This window comes from Oryzomonas sagensis, from assembly GCF_008802355.1.
Taxonomy (GTDB): domain Bacteria; phylum Desulfobacterota; class Desulfuromonadia; order Geobacterales; family Pseudopelobacteraceae; genus Oryzomonas; species Oryzomonas sagensis.
The window spans coordinates 1,025,734-1,045,297 of sequence record NZ_VZRA01000001.1; the positions used below are offsets into that span (position 1 = coordinate 1,025,734).

17 protein-coding genes, 1 pseudogene and 2 riboswitches are annotated in these 19,564 nt (G+C 62.0%); of the genes and pseudogenes, 12 read left to right on the forward strand and 6 right to left on the reverse strand.

Annotated features, from left to right (window positions below; translation table 11 throughout):
- Positions 1-128 precede the first annotated feature (128 nt).
- Positions 129-227: riboswitch (SAM riboswitch) on the forward strand.
- A gap of 57 nt (positions 228-284) precedes the next feature.
- Positions 285-1,400 (forward strand): homoserine O-acetyltransferase MetX, encoded by a 1,116-nt coding sequence (metX, locus tag F6V30_RS04625; protein WP_151155396.1) that lies wholly within the window; start codon positions 285-287, stop codon positions 1,398-1,400.
- A 4-nt stretch (positions 1,401-1,404) separates the two neighbouring features.
- On the forward strand, positions 1,405-2,235 hold the full coding sequence (gene ttcA, locus F6V30_RS04630) for a tRNA 2-thiocytidine(32) synthetase TtcA (protein ID WP_275938121.1): 831 nt from the start codon (positions 1,405-1,407) through the stop codon (positions 2,233-2,235).
- 226 nt (positions 2,236-2,461) lie between these two features.
- On the opposite strand, the gene F6V30_RS04635 is transcribed toward ttcA, so the two are convergent.
- From F6V30_RS04635 to F6V30_RS04655, 5 genes are all read right to left on the reverse strand, one after another.
- Complete coding sequence (locus F6V30_RS04635; protein ID WP_151155398.1) at positions 2,462-3,247, reverse strand: OmpA family protein; 786 nt, start codon at positions 3,245-3,247, stop codon at positions 2,462-2,464.
- Between the two features lie 6 nt (positions 3,248-3,253).
- Positions 3,254-4,000: a flagellar motor protein gene (locus F6V30_RS04640; protein ID WP_149307459.1), complete on the reverse strand. Its 747-nt coding sequence runs from the start codon at positions 3,998-4,000 to the stop codon at positions 3,254-3,256.
- Positions 4,001-4,003: 3 nt separating this feature from the next.
- Complete coding sequence (locus F6V30_RS04645; RefSeq protein WP_151155401.1) at positions 4,004-4,324, reverse strand: flagellar FlbD family protein; 321 nt, start codon at positions 4,322-4,324, stop codon at positions 4,004-4,006.
- A 113-nt stretch (positions 4,325-4,437) separates the two neighbouring features.
- Positions 4,438-5,529, reverse strand: a complete 1,092-nt coding sequence (locus tag F6V30_RS04650) for an AAA family ATPase (RefSeq protein WP_151156409.1) — start codon at positions 5,527-5,529, stop codon at positions 4,438-4,440.
- A 66-nt stretch (positions 5,530-5,595) separates the two neighbouring features.
- Positions 5,596-5,922 (reverse strand): PilZ domain-containing protein, encoded by a 327-nt coding sequence (locus F6V30_RS04655; RefSeq protein ID WP_151155402.1) that lies wholly within the window; start codon positions 5,920-5,922, stop codon positions 5,596-5,598.
- Positions 5,923-6,089: 167 nt separating this feature from the next.
- A riboswitch (TPP riboswitch) is annotated at positions 6,090-6,189 on the forward strand.
- A gap of 45 nt (positions 6,190-6,234) precedes the next feature.
- On the opposite strand from F6V30_RS04655, the gene thiS reads away from it, so the two are divergent.
- From thiS to F6V30_RS04690, 8 genes and pseudogenes are all read left to right on the forward strand, one after another.
- On the forward strand, positions 6,235-6,435 hold the full coding sequence (thiS, locus tag F6V30_RS04660) for a sulfur carrier protein ThiS (protein WP_151155405.1): 201 nt from the start codon (positions 6,235-6,237) through the stop codon (positions 6,433-6,435).
- An 88-nt stretch (positions 6,436-6,523) separates the two neighbouring features.
- The gene (locus F6V30_RS04665; RefSeq protein ID WP_151155407.1) at positions 6,524-7,303 is read left to right on the forward strand and encodes a thiazole synthase; all 780 of its coding nucleotides are present in this window, start codon (positions 6,524-6,526) and stop codon (positions 7,301-7,303) included.
- 178 nt (positions 7,304-7,481) lie between these two features.
- A pseudogene (gene thiE / locus F6V30_RS17260) lies at positions 7,482-8,099 on the forward strand (thiamine phosphate synthase); the annotation flags it as partial.
- 9 nt (positions 8,100-8,108) lie between these two features.
- The gene (gene mnmL / locus F6V30_RS17265; RefSeq protein WP_218043311.1) at positions 8,109-9,056 is read left to right on the forward strand and encodes a tRNA modification radical SAM protein MnmL/YtqA; all 948 of its coding nucleotides are present in this window, start codon (positions 8,109-8,111) and stop codon (positions 9,054-9,056) included.
- 115 nt (positions 9,057-9,171) lie between these two features.
- A complete protein-coding gene (gltX, locus tag F6V30_RS04675) occupies positions 9,172-10,572 on the forward strand; it encodes a glutamate--tRNA ligase (protein ID WP_151155411.1) in 1,401 nt (466 codons plus the stop codon).
- 181 nt (positions 10,573-10,753) lie between these two features.
- Positions 10,754-12,163, forward strand: a complete 1,410-nt coding sequence (locus tag F6V30_RS04680; RefSeq protein WP_151155413.1) for a Ni/Fe hydrogenase subunit alpha — start codon at positions 10,754-10,756, stop codon at positions 12,161-12,163.
- A gap of 15 nt (positions 12,164-12,178) precedes the next feature.
- Complete coding sequence (gene uvrB / locus F6V30_RS04685) at positions 12,179-14,209, forward strand: excinuclease ABC subunit UvrB (RefSeq protein ID WP_151155415.1); 2,031 nt, start codon at positions 12,179-12,181, stop codon at positions 14,207-14,209.
- A 97-nt stretch (positions 14,210-14,306) separates the two neighbouring features.
- Complete coding sequence (locus F6V30_RS04690; protein WP_246163209.1) at positions 14,307-15,173, forward strand: HhH-GPD family protein; 867 nt, start codon at positions 14,307-14,309, stop codon at positions 15,171-15,173.
- 268 nt (positions 15,174-15,441) lie between these two features.
- Here F6V30_RS04690 and F6V30_RS04695 read toward each other — a convergent pair whose 3' ends face one another.
- Positions 15,442-15,708 carry a cytochrome c7 gene (locus F6V30_RS04695; RefSeq protein ID WP_151155417.1) on the reverse strand — a complete coding sequence of 89 codons (267 nt, stop codon included), beginning with the start codon at positions 15,706-15,708 and terminating at the stop codon, positions 15,442-15,444.
- 439 nt (positions 15,709-16,147) lie between these two features.
- Between F6V30_RS04695 and gspG the strand changes: the two genes are divergently transcribed.
- Positions 16,148-16,588, forward strand: a complete 441-nt coding sequence (gene gspG, locus F6V30_RS04700) for a type II secretion system major pseudopilin GspG (protein WP_151155419.1) — start codon at positions 16,148-16,150, stop codon at positions 16,586-16,588.
- A gap of 137 nt (positions 16,589-16,725) precedes the next feature.
- Entirely contained in the window at positions 16,726-19,386 is a 2,661-nt protein-coding gene (gene ppdK, locus F6V30_RS04705; protein WP_151155420.1) for a pyruvate, phosphate dikinase, read from the forward strand.
- The last annotated feature ends 178 nt before the right edge of the window (positions 19,387-19,564 follow it).

Consider the following 19,564-nt stretch of genomic DNA (forward strand, 5'->3'; position numbering starts at 1 on the left):
TACGGGGCCGTCGCACCCCGCCACGCTCCTCCCTCCACGCGTCGCAGGGCGGGCGGCACGCTGGTTACTGCGGCAGCATATTTGGTTGACAATGTTCATGTTCTTCCACTATTCTTGTTCGATAGACCTGCTTATCGAGAGTGGTGGAGGGAAAGGCCCTGCGAAGCCACAGCAACCGGCCAATGAGGCGTCAGGTGCTAATTCCTGCCGAAAGGCAAAGATGAGGGGTGTGCTGTAAACGTCGCGTTTCAGCCCCTTCTCATACCGCGTGAAGGGGCTTTTTCATGTCCGTCGGCATCGTCACGGCACAATCCAGAACCTTCGAGTCCGGCATCAGGCTGGACAGCGGGCGCCTCCTTGCCCCGATCACGCTTGTGTATGAAACCTACGGCCGCCTCAACGCATCCCGTTCCAACGCCATCCTGGTGGAACACGCCTGGACCGGTGACGCCCACCTGGCGGGCAAACACCGGGAAGAAGACGCCAAACCGGGCTGGTGGGACGCCATCGTCGGGCCGGGGCGCCTGCTGGACACCGACCGCTATTTTGTAATATGCTCCAACGTCATCGGTTCGTGCCACGGCTCCACCGGCCCCACATCCATTAACCCCAAAACCGGCAAACGTTACAACCTCGCCTTTCCGGTCATCACCGTACGCGACATGGTGCGCGCCCAAAAGCTGCTGATCGATGCCCTGGGCATCGAAAAGCTCTTCTGCGTCATGGGGGGGAGCATGGGGGGGATGCAGGCCCTGGAGTGGGCCACCCAGCATCCCGGGAGCGTCGCCTCGGCCATTGTGCTGGCGACGACGCCGCGCCCGTCCCCCCAGGCCATCTCCCTCAACGCCGTGGCCCGCTGGGCCATCTTCAACGACCCTACCTGGCGCAAGGGGGAGTACAAGCACAACCCCAAGGACGGTTTGGCCCTGGCCCGGGGCATCGGCCATATCACGTTCCTGTCGGACGAATCCATGAACACGAAATTCGGCCGGCGTTTCTCGGCCAAGGACGGCCAGTTCGACTTTTTCGGCCAGTTCGAGGTGGAGCGCTACCTGAATTACAACGGCTACAACTTCGTGGACCGCTTCGATGCCAACTCCTTCCTGTACTTGGCCAAGGCGCTGGATCTTTATGACGTGGCCCTGGGGTGTGAATCGCTGGCCGAGGCCTTTGCCCCGGTCGCTGCACCGGTGCAGTTCTTCGCCTTTACCTCCGACTGGCTCTATCCCCCCTACCAGACCGAGGAGATGGTTGAGTGCCTGCGCGGCCTCGGGAAGCCGGTGGAGTATCACCTGATCACCTCCGCGTACGGCCACGACGCCTTCCTGCTGGAACACGAAACCTTTACCCCCCTGGTGCGGGACTTCTTCTCCCGTGTGGAACAAAGCGGGGGATTGTGACGCTATGATGCCGGCGCTTGACGAATTCAAAAACAAGGGGCTTCTCAGAAGGTTGCGGCATGGGGTCGGCCGGGCCGTTGCCGACTTCGGCCTGATCGAGGAGGGGGACCGTATTGCCGTGGCGGTGTCGGGGGGGAAGGATTCCTATACCCTGCTGCTGTTGTTGGAGGAGTTGCGGCGGCGCGCGCCCGTTTCATTCGAGATCGTGGCGGTCAACATCGATTCCGGGTATCCCGGTTACCGCACGGACGTCATCGAGCGGTTCCTGCGGGAGAACGGGTTCACCTACCGCATGGTGCCCACCGAGCACTTCACCCTGATCCAGGAGAAGCGCCGCCCCGGTTCCTCCTACTGTTCGATCTGCGCACGCTTCAAGCGCGGCGCCCTCTATACGGCGGCCCAGGAGTTGGGCTGCAACAAGCTGGCATTGGGACACCACCAGGACGATTTCATCGAGACCCTGCTCTTGAACCAGTTCTTTGTCGGCTCGCTCAAGTCCATGGCCGCCTCCATGCTGGCGGACAACGGCGAGACTGTGGTGATCAGGCCGCTGGTGTATCTGCCCGAAGAGGATATCATCCGTTTTTCCCGCGAAGCCGCCCTGCCGGTGGTCTGCTGCTGCTGCCCGGTCTGCGGCACCGCCGACCTGCAACGCAAGCGGATGAAACGGCTTCTGAAAGAGGTGGAAAAGGATATCCCCCACGTTAAGAACAGCCTGTTGAAGGCGATTTCAAACGTACACCCCCGCCACCTTCTTGATCGGCGCTTGCAGGTAGCGCCCCCCGCCCCGTGCACGTCCGTCCCGCCTGGCGGCACGGATGGGCAGCAGGGCTGAAACATCCTTCCGCAGGTCCAGCCACGCCACGTACCCCCCATAGGCAACCGCGATCAATCCCAGCAATACCATCGGTTCCATCGAGCACCTCCATATTGTTTTAGGAAACAATAGCACGGGGATGTGACAGAACATGTCGCTATTGGGAAGAAGGCGCTTTTCGAGGGAGATGCGGCACAAACTGTGGGGAGGAAGGCGGGAAAATGGAGACCGGCCGGGTGTTGTTTCAGGGCTCGCCGCGCTCGCCATCCCCGGAGAGCAGAACCATATCCACGCGACGGTTCTTGGCACGGTTTTCAGGTGTGGAGTTGTCCGCGACCGGGCGGAATTCCCCGTACCCGGTGGCGGAGATCTTTTCGGGCTCCGCGTCGTAGTATTTGAGGAGGTATTTGAGGACATTGGTGGCGCGGGTGGTGGACAGCTCCCAGTTGGATGGGAACTGGGCGGTGCTGATGGGGGCGTTGTCCGTATGCCCCTCGATCCGCAGCGGGTTGTTATACTGGGTCATGACCTCGGCGATGGTGTTGAGCAGTTCATAGGCGCTCTGTTTGATCTGGGCCTGGCCGGAATCGAAAAAGCCTGCCTCCTTGAGGCTGACGATCAGGCCCCGCCGGGTAATGGTGAGGTTGACCTTGTTTTGGGCGCCCTGTTTCACCAGATAAGCCTCGATGGAAGATTTGATCTGGCGGAAGTCCTTCTCCTCGGCTCGGGTACGGGCCTGACCGCTCCGTGACCTTCCGGATGGGGCAACGGACATCTCCGGCTTGATGGTCGGTATGATGCTGATCGGTTTGGACTGGATGACGTTGATCTTGGGCGCGGGCGCACCGGCGGTGACCATGCCGAAGGATTGCTGAAGCGACTGCATGACCTCCTCGACCTTTTTCTTGTCGGTCTGGGACATGGCATACAGGGTGACGAACACCGCGAACAAAAGGGTGATGAAGTCGCCGTAGGAAACGAGCCAGCGTTCGTGGTTCGGATGTTTTTCGGGCTCTCGCTTCAGTGCCATGGCGGGTTAGTGGGCGCCTACAAAGGCTTTGAGCTTCTGTTCGATGAAGTGCGGGTTCTCGCCGTTCTGGATGGCGATCAGCCCCTCAAGGATCATGACCCGCCGCAGCACCTCTTCCTTCATGCGGATCTTGAGTTTGGTGCCGATGGGGATGCAGACGATGTTGGCCACCATCAGGCCGTAGATGGTGGCGACAAAGGCCACGGCGATGCCTGCCCCCAGTTTGGAGGTGTCGGACAGGTTGCTCATGACGTGGATCAGGCCGAGGACGGCGCCGATGATACCGATGGTCGGTGAGTAGCCGCCGGCCGACTCGAAGAACTCGACACTGTGTTTGGTGTGATCTTCGTAGGACATGATGTCGGCTTCCAGGGTTTCCCGCAGCTTTTGCGGGTCAATGCCGTCAACCACCAGCGAGATCCCCTTCTTGATGAAGGGGTCCTTGGCCGACTGTGCCTCCTGTTCCAACGATATGAGGCCGTTGCGCCGCGCCTTGGTGGCGTAGTTGATGATGTCCTTGACAACCGCCTCGTGATCGACCTTGGGGGGGAGGAAGGCGTTTTTGACATCCTTGAAGGCCTTGATGATGGCAGGAAGCGGGAAGCTTACGAACGTGGCGCCAAAGGTGCCACCAAGAACGATCAGGGCTGCGGTCGGCTGAATCAGGGCGCTCATGTGCAGCCCTTCCAACGCAGCGCCGCCGAAGACGGCCCCGAACCCCATTAACAAACCTATAAGTGTTGCTATATCCATGTCCTAGAATTCCTGGCTGTGAAATGGAACGCGCTCGTGCTCGTCGCGATTGGCGATGGAACTGTCTCTGTTCAGCGTGGCCCTGCTAAAAAGATTCTTTTTCGTCTTGTCGAGGTACTTCCTGCCGGTGGGGCCTCCGGCGCGTCGAATGATCCTTGCGCGGAATGCCACGACCTTGGTGATGATGTCGGCAGCGGGTTCCTTGACGATGAAGTGGTAACCGTTGAAGAGTGTTATGACCGTATCGGGTGTCTCCTCGATACTGACGATGTGGTCGGGGTTGACATACATCACCTGCTTGTCCAGACGGGTCAATGGGATCATAATACCACCGGAAATATGAATGTTTGTCTATAAATATCAAAAACCGTGTCAGGTCAAGAAGTTTTTGCCTGAAATTAAAAGCGGCATATTATCGTTCATCACAACAATGTGCATTACAACAATGCATCGATAGCCGCAAAGTCGATGTAGCTTTCAGAGGTGGAGTTGATCAGTTCGATCTTTTCCAGGTCATCCGGGCCGATCTTCGAGACATGCTCCCTGAGGCGGTAAAAAACCTCCGAAGAGGTCTCCTCGACGCGGATATAGGGGATTTTGCTGTCGTCGAGAATCTGCTGGGTGATGAGCGACATGGGGGCGTGCCCGCTGATGACCAGGCCGGTCAGGCGCTTTTTGAAATCCGGTATATGGTGCAGCGAAGAGGCGGTGACAATCAACTCATCCCTCGAACTGGTCACGATAAGCAGCGTGGACTCCTCAAGATGGTCGATGACCCGCTGCGACGATGCCGCTCCCAACTGGATATTATGGCAGATGCGGCTTTTCTCTGCGGGGTTCCCCTTGAGCGGCAGGCCGAGCATCTGGGCCACATGTTGCAAGGTCGGATGGGCCAGGACCGGGCTGTAATCGAAGGCGCTCGTCACCAGCAGGTCGCTTCCGCCAAAGGCCTTTTTCAGATAGGCAAGGGAGCGTTCGCGCTTTTCCGGCAGCAGCTTGTTGACCATGACAACGCGAACGTCGGCTTTTTCCCGCTCGTAGAGTGCCAGGTTCAACTCCACGGCGTCTACCACATTGCCGATGCCGCCGTTGGTAACCATGAGCACCGGTGCGCCCGCCATGGTCGCCACCTGGGCGTTGTTCGCCCCGACCACCGATCCGACGCCACCGTGGCCCGCCCCCTCGATGATCAGAAAATCGTATTTCTGCTCAAGCTCGCGAATCGCGCCGGTGATAAGCATGCGGGGCGTTTCCGGGGCAATCTTGCCGTCCAGGAATTTTCTGGTCGAACCGGGCGTGAGGGTCATGGGCGACATGAGGTGCGCGTCCTCATCCAGCCCGTAAACGCTGGCCACCATGGCCGCATCCATGTCCATGGTCAGGCCGTGGTACTCGATGCACTTGGGGCCGATCGGCTTGATGAAGCCGACCCGCTCATATTTTTTGCGGGCCAGATGCATGAGCGACAGGCTGATGGTGGTTTTGCCGCAATGCTGCCCGGTGGCGGCTATGAATATCTTTTTGCACACCATACTCTGCCATCCTTCCCAAGGCCATGAAACCGTCGAGAGTCCATCGTCTGCCGCCAACCGTGGTTATGCCGTTTCAAGAAACCGGAGGAAGTGCTCTTCGCCGGCCTGAAAATGTAAAAAACGCACCCCCATGCCGCTTTTCTTGACCAGGTGGAAGAGGTTTTGCGGCACTTTCTTTGCCCACATGACCCGGGCATCAACCTGAACCAGCTGGTCATCGACAGTAAATTCGATCCTGATTCTGCTGTTGGGCGGGCAGACATTGGCGCTTTTGATGAACATGCCGGTTGCCGATATATCCTCGCTGAATGCCACACGGTTGGCGCCGTCGATGCCGAAACGGATCGTTAAACGCTTTTTGAGCCGCCGTATAATCCTCTTTTCGGTCATTATGGCCTCAAACTAAAGAGCTTATTCTGTAACGAAAACGCCAAGACTATAGCACAAAATAGCGGATGGGGGAGAAGAATTGAAAAAACGCGGGGTTCAGTTTTTTATTTTCGCCCCTGTGCCGGTATAAATTCGATTGACAGCGTCGCGTCAATACACTAGGTTAATGTAAACGCTGGGGGAGTTTCGACTGAGAGCGGCGCTGCGTCGCGACCCTTAGTACCTGATCCGGGTAATGCCGGCGTAGGGAAGCGCAAACATTCAGATGTTCCAAGCCGCTTCCGCGGCTTTTTGCGTTTTGGGGGCACAGACATGAATATTGTACTGAACGGCGAGACGACAGACATCGCCGCGGGGTGTACGGTCGCCGGGCTTCTGGAACATCTGCAACTCCCGCGCGAACGGGTGGCGGTGGAGGTCAATCTGGCTATCGTTCCCAAGGCGGCCTACGACAGCCGTGGGCTGTCGGAGGGGGACAGGATAGAGATCGTCCACTTCGTGGGCGGAGGATGAAAAACGGGCAGGGAGGCGGTGGGGCAAATTGCGCGCCAGCCCCCTGCGCCTGAAGTCAACACGTTGCTGCACAAGGAGACATGCTGCTATGACAACCCAAAAGGATACATGGACGATCGCCGGCCGCGAGTTTACCTCCCGCCTGATGGTAGGCACCGGCAAATACGCCAGTTTTCAACAGACTGCCGAGGCCCTGGAGGCCTCGGGGGCCGAGATTATTACCGTGGCGGTACGGCGGGTCAACCTGGACCGGAGCAAGGAATCGCTCCTGGATTATATCGACCCCCGGAAATACACCCTGCTCCCCAATACCGCCGGCTGCTACACGGCTGACGACGCCGTGCGCACCTGCCGCCTGGCCCGCGAGGCGGGCATGTCGGATTTCGTCAAGCTCGAAGTGCTGGGGGACGAGAAGACCCTGTTCCCGGATAACGAGGAGTTGCTCAAGGCCGCCCGGATCCTGGTCAAGGAGGGCTTCACCGTGCTCCCCTACACCAGCGACGACGTGATCATGTGCCGGAAGCTGGAGGATATCGGCTGCGCCGCGGTCATGCCGCTGGGGGCTCCCATCGGCAGCGGCCTGGGGATCCGCAACCCCTATAACATCAGGATCATCCTGGAGTCGGTCAAGATCCCGGTGATCGTGGACGCCGGGGTCGGCTCGGCCTCCGATGCGGCCGTCGCCATGGAGTTGGGCTGCGCCGGCGTGCTTATGAACACCGCCATTGCCGGAGCCCGGGACCCCATTGCCATGGCCCGCGCCATGAAGTTGGCCGTGGAGGCGGGACGGCTTTCCTACAAGGCCGGCCGGATTCCCCGCAAGCTTTATGCGAACGCCTCCAGCCCCCTGGACGGCATGATAGTCTGATAGGTTGTTGAAAAACAGCCATCAGGCCTTCGTCCTCGAAAGCCCTTTCGTGCGGCGTAGCGCTGCTACGCCTCCTCATGGCTCTCTGCGGGTGCGACGATCTGACTATTTTTGAACAACCGGAGTTTTTCAACAATCATCTTCACGGCTTCTTGTTACGTATGTTCACCATGTCCCTATGAAACCCGTCGATTTCTCACTCTATCTGATTACCGACCGCACCCAGACCGCCGGCCGGCCGCTTTTGGACGTGGTGCGCGCCGCCCTGGCCGGCGGGGTGCGCGCCGTGCAACTGCGGGACAAGGACCTGCCGGACGGCGAGTACGTGGAACTTGCCCGGGCGCTTCGGGTACTGACCCGGGAGTTCGGAGCCCTGCTCTTCATCAACAGCCGGGTCGATGTCGCTCTGGCGGTGGGGGCCGACGGCGTCCATCTCGGGGCGGCCTCCGCACCCGTGGCCGAGGTGCGCCGCCGCTGCGGTCGGGCGATGCTGATCGGCTATTCCAGCCACGGCCTGGCCCAGGCGCGCCAAGCGGTGCGTGACGGGGCGGATTTCATCACCTTCGGCCCGGTCTTCGCCACCCCCTCCAAGGCGGCCTACGGGGCGCCCCTGGGGCGTGAAGCCCTGCAGCGGGCGGTGGAGGCGCTGCCGGTCCCGGTGTTCGCCCTGGGCGGCGTGAAGCCGGAAAACCTGCCCGCCCTGTGGGAGGCCGGCTGTTCCCGCATCGCCTTGATCTCGGCCGTCAGCGCGGCCCCCGACCCGTGCCGCGCAACGCAGGAGCTCCTGGTAAACCTGGGAAACCCGCTGCCCACCGCAATCCATCACGAACTGCGCATCAACTCCTACGGCCATTACCTGCGGCGGCGCTTCGGCTGCCGGATCAGCAAGGTCAACGTGGACGCCGGCTTCACCTGTCCCAACCGGGACGGCAGCAAGGGAACCGGCGGTTGCATCTACTGCAACAACGTCTCTTTCTCCCCCAAGGACACCCAACCGGTCATCCCGCTGGAAGAACAGCTCGCGGCGGGCATGGCCTACCATCGGCACCGTCTCGGCTCCGGGAAGTTCATCGTCTATTTCCAGAAATACACCAACACCTACGCCTCGGTGGAACTGCTGGCCGACCTCTACCGCCGCGCTCTGGCCCATCCCGATGTGATCGGCATCTCGGTCGGCACCCGGCCCGACTCCCTGACCGACGGGGCGCTGGGCCTTTTGACGGAGATCGCCCGCGATCATTACGTCTGCCTGGAGTTGGGGCTGCAATCCCGGGACGACGCCATCCTGGCGCGGATCAATCGCGGCCATACGGTGGGGGATTTCATCGCCACCGTGAAGCGGGCGGCGGGGCGGAATTTCGACATCTGCGCCCACCTGATCCACGGCTTTCCCGGGGAACGGCGGGAGGAATTCCTCAAAAGCGCCGACCTGATCGCCTCCCTGCCGATCGACTCGGTCAAGCTCCATCAGCTCCATGCCGTCGAAGGGACCGAGTTGGCCGCCATGTACCGCCGGGGCGAATTCGTACCGCTCACCCTGGAGAAATACGTGGCCGCGGCCGCCGATTTTCTGGAACGGCTGCCTGCCCGCGTCACGGTACAGCGTCTGTACGGTTCGGCGCCGCTGGCGATCTGCGTCGCGCCCCGGTGGGGGCTGAAGAACAACCAGATGTGGTTCGCCGTGGTCAACGAACTGCGGCGGCGCGGCACGTGGCAGGGCTTTCTGGCCGGCCGGGGCGCCGGAGAGCGGTGATGTATTCGTTTTCCGCCGGGGAAAGTGCTTTTTTCGACCGGCCGGCGGTGCTATAGTAACCGTCCGCAAAGATGCCACGCTTCTGCCGCACTTAAAATAGTCAAGGAGATTCACCATGTCCGACCTGCGCGTCCGTTTCGCACCCAGCCCCACCGGCTACCTCCACGTGGGGGGAGCCCGTACCGCCCTGTTCAATTGGCTGCTGGCCAGAAAACAGGGGGGCACCTTCATCCTGCGCATCGAGGATACGGATGTGGAACGTTCCACCCAGGCCTCCATCGACGCCATCCTCCAGGCCATGGAATGGCTCGGGCTGGACTGGGACGAGGGCCCCTTCTACCAGACCGACAACTTCGGCCTCTACCGGGAGTATGTCCAGAAGCTGCTGGCGGCGGGCAAGGCCTACAAGTGCTACTGCACGGCCGAAGAGCTGACGGCCAAGCGCGACCAGGCCATGAAGGAAGGGCGCAAGCCCAAGTATGACGGCACCTGCCGCGAACTGGGCGAACAACCGGCCGACAAGCCGTTCGTGGTCCGCTTCCGCGCCCCCCAGGAGGGGGAGGTGGCTTTCGACGACCTGATCAAGGGGCGCATCGCCTTCCCGGCCGAGGAGCTTGACGACCTGATCATCCAGCGCAGCGACGGCACGCCGACCTACAACTTCTGCGTCGTGATCGACGACGCCATCATGAAGGTCACCACCGTGATCCGCGGCGACGACCATGTCAACAACACCCCGCGCCAGATCCAACTCTACGAGGCACTGGGCTTTCCGGTGCCCCGGTTCGCCCACGTTCCCATGATCCTGGGGAGCGACAAGGCCCGCCTCTCCAAACGCCACGGCGCCACCAGCGTGATGGCCTACCGCGACATGGGCTTTCTCCCCGAGGCGCTGGTGAACTATCTGGTACGCCTGGGGTGGAGCCACGGCGACGACGAGATCTTCACCCGCAAGGAGATGATCCAGAAGTTCGACATCACCAACATCGGCCGCTCCGCCAGCGTCTTCAACACGGAGAAGTTGTTGTGGCTGAATGCCCACTACATCAAGACGGGCGATCCTGTCCGGCTGGCCGGGCTGCTCCTGCCCCACTTGGCAACCCGCGGCATCGACCCCCAGGGCGGGCCCGAGGTGGCCGCGGTGGTAAAGACGCTTCAGGAACGGGCCCAGACCCTGGAAGAGATGGCCGACCGGGCCGCGTTCTATTTCAAGGCCCCCGACGCCTACGACGCGGCTGCTTTGGCCAAGTTCGACAAGGAACATCTGCGGGCGGTCTACGATGCGGTGGCCCAAAGGCTGGTCGGTTCCGCCGCAACCACGGTCCCGGAGATCGACGCCCTGTTCAAGGAGATTTGCGCCGACAAGGGGTGGAAGATGGGCCAGGTGGGACAGCCGGTACGCGTCGCCCTCTCGGGCGGCAGCCAAGCCCCCGGCATCGGCGAGATCGTCGTCACCCTGGGGATCGGGGAGGCCGTCAAGCGGATTGTCAAGGCCAGGGAGACCGTGGCGGCGTAGCAGCCTCACCTCTTCCCCTCACCCGGCCTCCGGTCACCCTCTCCCCGGGGGCGAGGGTGGATTCCTGCCCTTCTCCCACAGGGAGAAGGTGCCCTAAAGGGGCGGATGAGGGGGACGAGGTGAATATGAATGCCTTGCCCCCCCGCCTGACATCCCCTCGAAGCGTGGTACACTCTTCACCATGGGCACGACCATCACCATATCCCCGGTGAGCCGCATCGAGGGGCACGCCGCCATCACCATCCGGCTGGACGAGGCCGGACAGGTGGCGGAGGCCCGCCTGCACGTCCGGGAATTCCGCGGGTTCGAATCCTTTTGCCTGGGGCGTCCCTTTTGGGAGATGCCGACCATCACCGCCCGGGTCTGCGGCATCTGCCCGGTCAGCCACGCCCTGGCCGCGGCCATGGCCGGGGAACGCATCATGGGGGTGGACATCCCCCCGGCAGCGCAGCACCTCCGCCGGATTCTCTCCCTGGCCCAGTTGATCCTCAGCCATTCCCTCAGTTTTTTTCACCTCTCTGCCCCGGACATCGTCCTCGGCCTTGACAGCGACCCCACGGAACGGAATATCGTCGGCCTGGCGCGCCACCGCCCCGAGGTCATCCGCAAGGGCATCCGCCTGCGCCAGATCGGCCAGGAGATCGTCAACCTGATTGGCGGCGGCCGCCTGCACCCGGAGCATATCGTGGCGGGGGGCATGGGTGAGCCGTTGGGCGAGGCGGGACGCGACGCCATTGCGGCCCTGCTCCCCGAGGCGCGGGAGTTGACGCGCTTTGCCCTCGATCTGTGGCAGGAACGGAGCGAGGGCTTTCGGTCCGAGATGGGGCCCTGCGGCGATTTCCCCAGCCTGTTCCTGGGGTTGGTGGGCGTGGACGGGTGCCTCGACCATTACGAGGGGCGGCTTACGTTCGCGGATGCGGCCGGCGGGACGGTCGGCGACCTGGCGCCGGAGAGGTACGCCGCCGCCATCCGGGAGACCGTGACCCACGACAGCTACCTGAAACCGACGGAATGCGCCTTTGGCGGGGATCGTCTCTACCGGGTCGGCCCCCTGGCCCGCCTTTCCGTGGCCCCGTTCGCGGCTGCGCCCCAGGCGGAACAGGCCCGCACGGAACTGCTGGGGGGGCGGCGGACCGCCACCGCCAGCCTCGATTACCACCAGGCCCGGCTGATCGAGATGCTCTACGCCGTGGAGCGCATCGCCGGCCTGGTGGACGACCCGCTGTGCGTCGAGCGGCAGGTCCTGGCCCGGGCAGGGGGCAACGCCGCCGAGGGGGTGGGCGTCACCGAGGCGCCCCGGGGCACCCTGATCCACCACTACCGGGTGGACCGTGACGGCCTGTTGACCGGGGTCAACCTGGTCGTGGCCACGGCCCACAACAGCCGCGCCATGGACCTGACCATCACCGACATCGCCCGGCACCACCTCCAAGGGGGGGCGCTCGGCGAGGGGCTCCTCAACCGGGTGGAGCACGGCATCCGCCTCTACGACCCCTGCCTCTCCTGCGCCACCCACGCGGTCGGCAGGATGGGCATGACCGTCGTGCTCAGGGCGGCGAACGGGAAGGTGCTGGACAGGGCCGTCCGGTAAGGCTAGAATAACTCCATGAGTTCGAGTGCATCCCCCTTCAAACTTGCCACAGCCTATACCCCCCGGGGCGACCAGCCCCAGGCCATTGCCGAACTGGTGGAAGGGATCGAGCGCGGCGACCAGCATCAGGTATTACTGGGGGTGACCGGCTCGGGCAAGACCTTCACCGTGGCCAACGTCATCGCCCAGACCGGCCGGCCGGCCCTGGTGCTGGCCCCCAACAAGACCCTGGCGGCCCAGCTCTACGGCGAGTTCAAGGAACTCTTCCCGGACAACGCCGTGGAGTATTTCGTCTCCTACTACGACTACTACCAGCCGGAAGCGTACCTCCCCACCACCGATACCTTCATCGAGAAGGACTCGTCCATCAACGACGAGATCGACAAGATGCGCCACTCGGCCACCCGCAGCCTCCTGACCCGGCGCGACGTGATCATCGTGGCCTCGGTCTCCTGCATCTACGGCATCGGCTCGCCCGAGGCCTATGCCAGCCTGCACATCTTCTTCCACCAGGGGGAGGAGTACGGCCGCGACACCCTGCTGGAAAAGCTGGTGGAGATTCAGTACGAACGCAACGACATGGACTTCCACCGCGGCACCTTCCGGGTGCGGGGCGACGTGGTGGAGGTCTTCCCCGCCTACGACAGCGACAAGGCGCTGCGCATCGAGTTCTTCGGCGACGAGGTTGAGGCCATCAGCGAGATCGACCCCCTGCGGGGGGCGGTACTCCAGAAATTGCCCAAATGCGCCATCTATCCGGCATCCCACTATGTCTCCACCCGCGAGACCCTGGAAAGGGCGGTGGAGCAGATCCGCACGGACCTGGGGGAACGCCTCCGTTATTTCGGGGAGCGGAACATGCTGCTGGAGGCCCAGCGCATCGAGCAGCGCACCTTCTTCGACATCGAGATGATGGAGGAGATGGGCTTCTGCCAGGGGATCGAGAACTATTCCCGCTATTTCGACGGGCGCACGGAGGGGGAGCCCCCCTACACCCTGATCGACTACTTCCCCGAGGATTTCGTGCTCTTCGTGGACGAGTCCCATATCACCATCCCCCAGGTGGGGGGGATGTACCGGGGAGACCGCAGCCGCAAGGAAACGCTGGTGCAGTACGGCTTCCGCCTGCCGGCGGCCCTGGACAACCGGCCGCTCAACTTCCAGGAGTTTGAAAAGCGCATCCGCCAGGCGGTGTACGTCTCGGCCACGCCGGCGGATTTCGAGATGGAGCGGAGCGGCGGCGTCTTCGTGGAACAGGTCATCCGCCCCACCGGGCTGGTGGACCCGCGGATCGAGGTCCGGCCAGCCACGGCGGGGGCGGAGGCTTCCCTCGGCCAGGTGGACGATCTTCTCCACGAGGTCCGGGAGACCGTGGCCAAGGGGGAGCGGGTACTGGTGACTACCCTGACCAAGCGCATGGCCGAGGAGTTGACCAACTATTATCAGGAGTTGGGGGTCAAGGTGCGCTATCTGCACTCGGACATCGTCACCATCGAGCGCATGCAGATCCTGCGCGACTTGAGGATGGGGGAGTTCGACGTGCTGGTGGGCATCAACCTGCTGCGGGAGGGGCTGGACCTGCCGGAGGTCTCCCTGGTGGCCATCCTGGACGCCGACAAGGAGGGGTTCCTCCGTTCCGCCCGCTCCCTGATCCAGACCTGCGGCCGGGCCGCCCGCAACGTGGACGGCCGGGTGCTGATGTACGCCGATACGGTGACCCGCTCCATGCAGGCCTGCCTCGACGAGACCGAGCGCCGTCGCGCCAAGCAGTTGGCCTATAACCAGGAGTTCGGCATCACCCCCGAGACGGTCAAAAAGGGGATGGGCACGATCCTGGGGTCCATCGAGGAGAAGGATTACTACACCCCGGCAAGCGGCGTGGCCGAGACGGCCGAGGAGTACGTGGCGCCCAAGGAGATTCCCAAGCTGGTCAAGAAGCTGCGCAAGGAGATGCTGGCGGCGGCCAAGGCGCTGGATTTCGAAAGCGCCGCCGGGCTTCGGGACCGGATCAAGCGGCTGGAGGAGATGGAGTTGGCGCTGCGGTGAACCCAATTGTCTGGAATCGTTGTTTTTTGTTTGTCTTACGCTTGGTTTTCCCCGTGTCTCCGTGGCAGATTTGCCGTTTGGATCATAGGATCGAAGTTTGAACTTGACCCCTGAGCACCTCACCAACCACTACTGTGAGACCGGCCCCCTTGCCCCCGCAACGGTCACGGCCTTCCGGAAACTTGTCCTGGCCCACCACCGGGCCAACCCCCGCCCCATGCCGTGGCGGGAGACCCGGGATCCCTATTGCATCCTCATCTCCGAGATCATGCTCCAGCAGACCCAGGTGGAACGGGTCAAGGCCAAGTATGCCGAGTTCCTGGCGGCCTTTCCCACGCTTGCCGACTTGGCCGCCGCTCCCTTGCCGGAGGTATTGCGGGTATGGCAGGGGTTGGGCTACAACCGCCGTGCCCTGGCCCTCAAGCGGTGCGCCGAGGAGATCGTGGAGCGCTTCGCCGGTAACTTCCCCACTACGATTGAGGCGCTGGAATCCTTGCCCGGCATCGGCCCGTACACGGCCCGGGCCGTGGCGACCTTCGCTTTCGGGGCGGTAGAGGCGTTCATCGAGACCAACATCCGCACGGTCTTCATCCATTTCTTTTTTCATGGCAGGGACAAGGTGGGGGACCGGGAGATCATGCCCCTGGTCGGGGCGACCCTGGACCGGGCAGATCCCCGCACCTGGTACTACGGGCTGATGGACTACGGCGCGCTGCTCAAGCAGAGCTATCCCAATCCGGGCCGCCGCAGCGCCCACCACACCCGGCAGTCGCGATTCGAGGGGTCGAACCGCCAGCTGCGCAGCCGCATGTTGCGGGCGGTCATGGCGCATCCGGGGATAACGGCGGAAGGGTTGGCCGAACTGCTCGGGGCCGAGGCGGAGGCGGTGCAGAGCAATCTCGAGACCATGAAGCGCGAGGGGTTTCTCTGCAAACAGGGGAAGGGGATGGGGATCAGGGGATAGCAGGCTGTTGAAAAACAGCCATCAGGTCTTCGTCCTCGAACGCCCTTTCGTGCGGCGTAGCGCCCCTCATCCTATCCTTCTCCCCAAGGGAGAAGGGATACCGTTACCCTCTCCCTCCGGGAGAGGGTGGCCAAAGGCCGGGTGAGGGCCTCCTCGGGGCTTGTCGAGCGGGTGCGACGATCTGGCTATTTTTGCACAACCTGCTGAAACAGGAAGAGGGCAGCACCGGTGCTGCCCTCCCTTCAAGCGTCGTCAACCGTTCAAACGGTTACTGTTTGTGGCAATCTTTGCAGGAGGTCGGCCCTTTGGCCATGGTGCTGTGGCAACCTTTGCAGGTCTTGTGGGCCCAGTCCTTGCCGAACCCTTCGATCTTGCCGCCGGCTGCGGAAGCGTGGCATTTCGTACAGTCCTTCAGCATTTCCTGGTGGGCCTTGTGATTGAACGTGACGCCTCTTTTCAGTGTGATCACGTCGGCGGCAAAAGCGGTCCCGGCAAAGGCTGCGATGGCGAGGATGGCGATGGCGGTCTTTTTCATGATTTCTCTCTCCTTGATGGTGGTGTGCTGCAAATTTTTGTATACGTGATAATGCATTGTAAGGCCGAGGTCCGTCAATCTATTTTTTATCCGTGACTTTTCCGGCCGCGTCCCTTGTTTTCCCTGCGGCTTCCGGCAGCTGGTTCGCCCGGGGCAGGGCGCTTGCGTCGACGAGATGGCCGGCTTTTTCATGCTCAGTTGTTCGTTGCTCTGACACAATACATGTTGCGTGCCAAAAGATCAGAATTTAGCAACAGGCTTAAATCATTGCGTTTGTTTGAGGCGGTGCCAAAGGGATGTGCCGGCTCTCTGCCGCAATTGCGGTAGCGCCTTGTTCTTTTGGGATAGATGGCGGCGGCCTGAAAAAGCCTTGCCATGCGGCCCTGTTCATGTAAAATCCCTAGCAGCAGGGAATCACACAGATGGAGGACACGGAGATATGAAACAACTCAACAACCGGCGCGGCTTCACCCTCATCGAGATCATGGTGGTGATCGTCATCCTGGCGCTTCTGGCTGCCTTGGTCGGACCCAAGATCATGGGCCGCACCGACGACGCCAAGATCCAGACCACCAAGACCCAGATCAGAAACCTGGAGTCGGCCCTCAAGCTCTATAAACTCGACAACGGCGTCTATCCCTCCACGGAACAGGGGTTGAACTCCCTGGTGACAAAAACGGCCGTGGGGGTTATCCCCAAGAACTTCAAGGAGGGGGGCTATCTGGAGAGCAAGAGCGTGCCCAAGGATGGCTGGGGCAACGACTTCCTCTATGTGTCGCCGGGCGAACACGGGGATTACGACCTCTACTCCTACGGTGCCGACGGAGCCAAGGGGGGTGACGGGAAGAATGCCGATATCACCAGTTGGGATCTGAAGTAGCCCCTGGTTCGCATTTAAGGTTGAAATTTTGTTTTTCTGCGTTATAGTTGACCGTCTAACCTATTATTTTAATTATGAATAAAAGTTTTTAGCCGGTCTAAAGCACGGTTCTCTATCATCCTTGAGGAGGCAGCATTATGACGCAGAAGTATGTGTATTTCTTTGGCAACGGTCAGGCTGAGGGCCGGGCGGAGATGAAAAATCTGTTGGGGGGCAAGGGGGCCAATCTGGCGGAAATGACCAGTATCGGACTTCCCGTCCCCCCCGGTTTTACCATCACCACCGAGGTCTGCACCGAATTTTATAAGAACAACCAGGTGTATCCCGAATCCCTGACTGCGACCGTAGCCGAAAACCTCAAAAGGGTCGAGGCGCTGATGGGGAGAAAATTCGGCGACCCCAAGAACCCCCTGCTCGTCTCCGTCCGTTCCGGCGCCCGCGCCTCCATGCCGGGCATGATGGACACCATCCTCAATCTCGGCTTGAACGATACCACGGTTCAGGGCATCATCGCCCAGAGCGGGGACGAACGGTTCGCCTATGACGCCTACCGCCGTTTCGTGCAGATGTATTCCGACGTGGTCATGGGCATGGAGAAGGATATCCTCGAACACCTGCTGGAACAGAAGAAGGAGCAGCGGGGCGTCCACCAGGATACGGAGCTGACGGCCGCCGACTGGCGGGAACTGGTCGGGGCGTTCAAGCTCAAGATCAGGGAGGAACTGGGGAAGGAGTTTCCCGAAGACCCCCACGAGCAGTTGTGGGGGGCCATCGGCGCCGTTTTCGGCTCGTGGATGAACCCGCGCGCCATTACCTACCGCAAGCTCAACAGCATCCCCGCCGAGTGGGGCACCGCCGTCAACGTCCAGTCCATGGTGTTCGGCAATATGGGCGACGATTGCGCCACCGGCGTGGCGTTCACCCGCGACCCCTCCACCGGCGAAAACTACTTCTTCGGCGAATTCCTGGTCAACGCCCAGGGAGAGGACGTGGTGGCGGGCATTCGCACCCCCCAGCCGATCAACCGCGTCAAGGACAAGGACGGCAAGCTCCCCTCCATGGAGGAGGTTCTGCCCGAATGCTACCGGCAGTTGGCGGATATCCGCAACATCCTGGAAAAGCATTACAAGGACATGCAGGACATCGAATTCACCATCGAGAAGGGCAAGCTCTTCATGCTGCAGACCCGCAACGGCAAGCGCACCGCGCCGGCGGCCATCAAGATCGCCGTGGACATGGTGAAGGAAGGGCTGATCGACGAGAAGGAGGCGGTCCTGCGGGTCCAGCCCTCCCAGCTCGACCAGCTCCTGCACCCTTCCCTCGATCCCGCCGCCGCCAAGCAGATCATCGCCAAGGGGCTGCCGGCCTCGCCGGGCGCCGTTTCCGGCCAGGTGGTCTTCAGCGCCGATGAGGCCGAGGCCGAAGCCAAGGTGGGCAAGAAGGTGATCCTGGTGCGCATCGAGACCAGCCCCGAGGACATCCACGGCATGCACGCCGCCCAGGGCATCCTCACCGCCCGGGGCGGCATGACCTCCCACGCGGCGGTCGTGGCCAGGGGCATGGGGAAATGCTGCGTGGCCGGCTGTGGCGACATCAAGGTGGACTACGCCGGCGAAACCTTTACGGCCCGGGGCGGCGTGGTGGTGAAGAAGGGGGACACGATCACCCTGGACGGCTCCTGCGGTGACGTGATGCTGGGCGCCGTGCCGACGGTCGCCCCGGCCATGACCGGAGACTTCGCCCAATTGATGACCTGGGTCGATACCTACCGCAAGCTCAGGGTCCGCGCCAATGCCGACACCCCCCACGATGCCAAGGTCGCCCGCCAGTTCGGCGCCGCGGGGATCGGCCTGTGCCGCACCGAACATATGTTCTTCGACGCCGAGCGTATCGCGGCCGTCCGGGAGATGATCCTCTCCGAGGAGGTGGAAGGGCGCGAAAGGGCCCTGGCCAAGATCCTGCCCATGCAGAAGGGGGATTTCATCGGTCTCTTCCGCGAGATGAAAGGGCTGCCGGTAACCATCCGTCTGCTGGACCCGCCGCTCCACGAGTTTCTGCCCCAGGAGGAAAAGGACCTGGAGGAGCTGTCAAAGACCATGAAGGTGCCGGTGGGCGCCCTCAGGCACAAGGTGGAGTTCCTGCACGAATTCAACCCGATGCTCGGTCATCGCGGCTGCCGCCTGGGCATCACCTTTCCCGAGATCTACGACATGCAGGTGCGGGCCATCATGGAGGCGGCCTGCGAACTGGTCAAGAACGAGGGATTCACCATCGTCCCGGAGATCATGATCCCCCTGATCGCCACGGTCAAGGAGCTTCAGGTGCTCAAACAGAACGCCGTGGCCATCTGCGACGAGGTCGTCGCCCGGTACGGCGTCACGCTGGAGTACCTGATCGGCACCATGATCGAGTTGCCCCGCGCGGCGCTGACCGCCGACGAGATCGCCGGCGAGGCCGAATTCTTCTCCTTCGGCACCAACGACCTGACCCAGACCACCTTTGGCCTTTCCCGGGACGATGCCGGTAAATTCCTGCCGTTTTACGTGGACCACGGTATCCTGGCGGAGGACCCTTTTGTGTCGCTTGACCAGAACGGCGTCGGCCAATTGGTCAAAATGGCGGTGGAGAAGGGGCGCGCCACCCGCCCGAAGATCAAGCTGGGCATCTGCGGCGAGCATGGCGGCGACCCGTCTTCGGTCATCTTCTGTCACAAGGCCGGGCTGGACTACGTCTCCTGCTCCCCCTTCCGGGTACCCATCGCCCGGCTGGCAGCGGCCCACGCGGCCCTGGCCCCCTGATCCCGCTTCCCCGCAACAGAGCCTGATTACGAAGGCCCCCCGGAATAATATCTCTCCGGGGGGCCTTCGTTAATTCTCTGCCTGTGGTGTTGGAACGTAACGTTTTAACGTGCTGAATATGTGGGTATATTTTTTTTACAAGCGTTCTTCATTATGTCGTTTTGAGACATTTGGGGAT

What these genes read in the sequence shown, in the direction of transcription:
- metX (WP_151155396.1), top strand. Translation starts at nt 285, where the DNA reads ATGTCCGTCGGCATCGTCACGGCACAATCCAGAACCTTCGAGTCCGGC.
- ttcA (WP_275938121.1), top strand. Translation starts at nt 1,405, where the DNA reads ATGATGCCGGCGCTTGACGAATTCAAAAACAAGGGGCTTCTCAGAAGG.
- F6V30_RS04635 (WP_151155398.1), bottom strand. Translation starts at nt 3,247, where the DNA reads ATGGCACTGAAGCGAGAGCCCGAAAAACATCCGAACCACGAACGCTGG.
- F6V30_RS04640 (WP_149307459.1), bottom strand. Translation starts at nt 4,000, where the DNA reads ATGGATATAGCAACACTTATAGGTTTGTTAATGGGGTTCGGGGCCGTC.
- F6V30_RS04645 (WP_151155401.1), bottom strand. Translation starts at nt 4,324, where the DNA reads ATGATCCCATTGACCCGTCTGGACAAGCAGGTGATGTATGTCAACCCC.
- F6V30_RS04655 (WP_151155402.1), bottom strand. Translation starts at nt 5,922, where the DNA reads ATGACCGAAAAGAGGATTATACGGCGGCTCAAAAAGCGTTTAACGATC.
- thiS (WP_151155405.1), top strand. Translation starts at nt 6,235, where the DNA reads ATGAATATTGTACTGAACGGCGAGACGACAGACATCGCCGCGGGGTGT.
- F6V30_RS04665 (WP_151155407.1), top strand. Translation starts at nt 6,524, where the DNA reads ATGACAACCCAAAAGGATACATGGACGATCGCCGGCCGCGAGTTTACC.
- gltX (WP_151155411.1), top strand. Translation starts at nt 9,172, where the DNA reads ATGTCCGACCTGCGCGTCCGTTTCGCACCCAGCCCCACCGGCTACCTC.
- F6V30_RS04680 (WP_151155413.1), top strand. Translation starts at nt 10,754, where the DNA reads ATGGGCACGACCATCACCATATCCCCGGTGAGCCGCATCGAGGGGCAC.
- uvrB (WP_151155415.1), top strand. Translation starts at nt 12,179, where the DNA reads ATGAGTTCGAGTGCATCCCCCTTCAAACTTGCCACAGCCTATACCCCC.
- F6V30_RS04695 (WP_151155417.1), bottom strand. Translation starts at nt 15,708, where the DNA reads ATGAAAAAGACCGCCATCGCCATCCTCGCCATCGCAGCCTTTGCCGGG.
- gspG (WP_151155419.1), top strand. Translation starts at nt 16,148, where the DNA reads ATGAAACAACTCAACAACCGGCGCGGCTTCACCCTCATCGAGATCATG.
- ppdK (WP_151155420.1), top strand. Translation starts at nt 16,726, where the DNA reads ATGACGCAGAAGTATGTGTATTTCTTTGGCAACGGTCAGGCTGAGGGC.